This is a genomic window from Mesorhizobium sp. M7A.F.Ca.US.006.04.2.1, assembly GCF_004022915.1.
GTDB lineage: Bacteria > Pseudomonadota > Alphaproteobacteria > Rhizobiales > Rhizobiaceae > Mesorhizobium > Mesorhizobium ciceri.
On record NZ_RZQA01000626.1, the window covers coordinates 1 to 3885 of the forward strand.

The following is a 3885-nucleotide window of genomic DNA, read 5'->3' on the forward strand; positions in this document are numbered from 1 at the left end:
AGACACCATCGCCCAACAGGACAGCGCGTTACCATCAGACGAGATGTGTCGTCATAAATGGTCAGCCGTTCACCGAGTCCTTGAGAGCCTTTGCCGGCTGGAAGACGATCTTCTTAGATGCGGCGATCTTGATCGTGGCGCCAGTCGAGGGATTGCGGCCATCGCGCGCTGGTTTGTTCTGTACCTTGAACTTGCCGAAGCCATTGAGGCTGATTTCCTCGCCCTTGGCAGCGGCTTCCGCAATGCCCTTCAACACATCCTCGACCACGGATTTCGCTTGGGTTTTCGACAGGCCGTGCGCGTCTGCAAGGCGTTCGGCAATATCGATCGTGTTTACAGCCATCGTTTCCATCCCTTCTGAGTTGGTTCAACGACTGGCCTTATGGCACAGGCAATTCCACACTGTCATCGCGTCAAAGAACGGAATCCAGTGCAAACAAATGCTCGAGCCGGGAATTTCCACCACTCTTATCGCGAAAGTCACGCAGCGCATCTCGGTAGACGCCCGGCGTGGAAGCGACCCGTTCCCAGCAATGCCTCACCGTGCGTCAGGCGTGACCGCGGCGGGAACATTCGGCGATGAGGTGGAGGATCAGGTGTGACGCGGCTATGGTCCGCCTTCGATCTCAAATCAGACTTGCATCGAATCGACGTGAGAGAGGAAATCGTCACGGCATTTGGCGGCTTGGAAGCCGCTGCCCTCAACAATCAATGGTCGTCTTCGGAGACGCCCCGAACGCGACGACGATTCAGCCCAAAGATCAGGGAAATCGGACGTCTCTTCTTCACCGGTGGAGTAGGACCAACACCGCCTTGGCGAGTGAGGAAGCGTCTTTGACCGAAATAGAGAAGCGCAGCGGCGCAAGCGACAATGGTCGTGACTGATCTAGCCACTGTGGCGTTCCTTCCGCGTATTCTTTCCAAGCCACGCCCACGGCGTCCTCGAATGGATTGGGTCTGACCGAAGACCGCCTTCGCTGCGCTCAGTCTCGATCGTCTTCCCGCAACGACGTCGCTGCGTTTTCTTCCCCTGGTCGCTGCGCGTCCATTCCTCGCGATCCAAGAAAGCCTCGCGCCGCCGTCTTTCACTTCGTTCCAGCCCCTTCAGGGTGCGGACCGATCGTCTCCGGTCTCACGACCACCATCGAGGCCGCGATGGGCGCGGCCCGAGAAAAACAGAAGGAACTACCACAATGGCTACGATCGGCACTTTCTCCCGCACCGCGAAGGGCTTCTCCGGCTCGGTCAAGACTCTCAACCTCAACGTCAAGACGGTAACGTTCTCTCCGACCGATGGCGAAAATGAAAAGGGTCCGGACTTCCGCATCTTCGCCGGCGCCACCGAGTTCGGGGCGGCATGGAAGAAGACCTCGCGAGAAGGCCGCGACTACCACTCAGTCAAGCTCGACGATCCCAGCTTCCCCGCTCCGATCTATGCGAGCCTGGTCGAGACCGAGAACGAGGGCGATTTCTCGCTTATCTGGTCACGCCGCGCCGCCGAGTGATCCACAAAACACGAAGCCTCGCGGCAAGGCGGGGCTTCGTCATGTTCAGGTCCGCGATCTCTAAGCTCTGCCAGACGCGGTGTACTACGCTTTGGCTAGCGCCTTGCGCGGCTTCTTCACAGGCGACTTGATTGCGGCTGCGGCCGTCTTCGCTGTTGCCGCGCGAGCATCCCGCTTTGGCTTTTCCGCCGCGGCAGGAGGCGCAGCCGCCTTGCGCCCGAGCCCTGATGCCTTCGCCAGAGCCGAGCGGGTGGCCGCGTAGTTCGGTGCCACCATCGGGTAATCGGCAGGCAGGTTCCACTTCTGCCGGTATTGGTCAGGGGTCAGATTAAAATGCTGAAGATGCCGCTTCAGCGATTTGCATTTTTTTCCGTCTTCCAGACAGATGATGAAATCCGGCGTCACCGACTTCTTGATCGATACTGCCGGCTCCTGCTTGATCACAGGCTCTATCGCCGGCGTGCCGATGCCTTTCAGAGCGGCATGGATATCGCCGATAAGCTTCGGCAACTCGCCGACCGGCAATGGATTGTTCGACACATAGGCGGCGACGATGTCGGCCGCGATCGACACGGTATCCAGTTGGCCGTCTTTTTCGAGAGCAGTGGTCATATAATTTCCTCTTATTGTATCTTGTATCGGACGAATTGAGCGACGTTTGATTTCCCCGTCCCGCCAATGAGGCAAGTAGTACGTTTCTCTGTAAAATCCAAATCTCTTGCACAACATTATAAGAGTAAGCTTCGCTTTCATCGTTCTGATCGACTGCGGATACCCTTGTCGATCCGTTGGGAAGCGAGGAACTTCCCCTCGCTTCCCCGCCAGTGCCGCCTGTGCAGAGCAAGGCCGCAGGCTCGCAAAGCGGGCGATTGCAGCAACAGCGACCATCAATTTCCATCTGCTTCGCTCGACCGTGCACCCCGGCTCAGCGCGCCGGCATTGGCCCCCATCACTCCCGCGCGCTCTCGCGCCCCCGGAAGGCATGCCGGGGGACATGCCTTCGGCATTGACGGAAAAGGAGTGAGCACAATGAACATGACCACCATCATCGACGGCGAGAACAACAGTCAGCAGCAGGCGGTTTCCAGCGGCTTCCGCGTTGACGTCACGCGCGGCGAGAGGATCGGGCGGGTTTCCTCGGAATGGTTTTCGCGTCCCGATGACGAGCGCTATCTGAGCCTCACCGAGCTTTTTGATGCCGTGAAGCAGAGAGCGGACCGCGCTACCGCCCGCACCGTCGAGAGCCGCGCTGTTCGCGTGGAAGCTACCCGCGACAATGCAGAGCGGCTTTCGCTTATCGTCCCCGGACAGGAGAACCAATTGCGCCCACGCATTGGAGTTTTGGCCAACTTTGCAGCCTTGTCAGCGCACCGGCGACCTACATGCGCCAGCTTCCCGCGCCGCTGGCAGGCATCAATTTACAGCACGGCCTTCTGAGCCATCGGGCGGAATTGATGAAGACCCTCGAGACGGCAGACGGGCGCATTGAACTTCGCGCCGTAACCGGCCCGGACTATGGCCGTATCTGGGATCACGAGCTTGTCGCCTCCGTGATGAAGATCGCGGGCAATGGTACCGGTGACACCATGTGGAAGGTGCCGGGCGTTCTGGATTGGGCTACGATGACTCACAATCCATTCGTCGACATCACCAAGGACACCACCACGCTTTACGCCAGCGACCGCGACGTGTTCCTGTTTCTCGTTGACGATACCCATCCGATCGAAGCCGGAAGGCTCCCGAATGGCGAACCGGATTTGTATTTTCGCGGTTTCTATTGCTGGAATTCGGAGGTTGGCAGTAAGACGTTGGGCGTTGCGAGTTTCTATCTCCGCGCCGTTTGCATGAACCGCAATCTTTGGGGCGTAGAAGGCTTCGAGGAGATCAGCATCCGGCATTCGAAGTTTGCAGCACTTCGTTTTGCTCATGAGGCAGCGCCCGCTTTGACGAGCTTTGCGAACTCTAGCCCCGCGCCGTTTATCGCCGGCATCAAGGCCGCACGTGAGAAGATCGTCGCCCGTAGCGACGAAGACCGCGAAGGCTTCCTGCGCAAGCGCGGTTTCTCCAAGAGCGAAACAAGCAAGATCATCGAGGCAGTTTTGCAGGAGGAAGGCCGCCTGCCCGAAAGCATCTTCGATTTCGTGCAGGGCATGACTGCGCACGCCCGCAGCAAGGCGCATCAGGATAGCCGACTGGAGCTTGAAGGCAGGGCGAAGGCCTTGTTGGAACGGGCGGCATGAGCAAACGAAAGGCCGCGCAGCGAACGTCTCGCCGCGCGGCCTATTAGGTCCGCCGTATCAACGAGACCGTCATATCAAAGTATGACGCCCGACGGGTAGCCAGGATTAAAGTTTCCGGCCGTACCGAGACGTGGCGGGCA

The 3885-nt window shown here is 58.9% G+C and carries 3 protein-coding genes and 1 pseudogene; 2 read left to right on the forward strand and 2 right to left on the reverse strand.

All coding sequences use genetic code 11. The features are described from left to right. Window positions 1-61 precede the first annotated feature (61 nt). A complete protein-coding gene (locus EN925_RS26730; protein WP_095089546.1) occupies window positions 62-343 on the reverse strand; it encodes an HU family DNA-binding protein in 282 nt (93 codons plus the stop codon). Between the two features lie 850 nt (window positions 344-1193). Between EN925_RS26730 and EN925_RS26735 the strand changes: the two genes are divergently transcribed. Beyond that, on the forward strand, window positions 1194-1505 hold the full coding sequence (locus EN925_RS26735; protein ID WP_127370333.1) for a DUF736 domain-containing protein: 312 nt from the start codon (window positions 1194-1196) through the stop codon (window positions 1503-1505). Between the two features lie 84 nt (window positions 1506-1589). On the opposite strand, the gene EN925_RS26740 is transcribed toward EN925_RS26735, so the two are convergent. Continuing rightward, window positions 1590-2117 (reverse strand): MucR family transcriptional regulator, encoded by a 528-nt coding sequence (locus tag EN925_RS26740; RefSeq protein WP_128337045.1) that lies wholly within the window; start codon window positions 2115-2117, stop codon window positions 1590-1592. Window positions 2118-2534: 417 nt separating this feature from the next. Between EN925_RS26740 and EN925_RS26745 the strand changes: the two are divergent. Further along, window positions 2535-3745 (forward strand): annotated as a pseudogene (locus EN925_RS26745) (DUF932 domain-containing protein). Window positions 3746-3885: the final 140 nt, after the last annotated feature.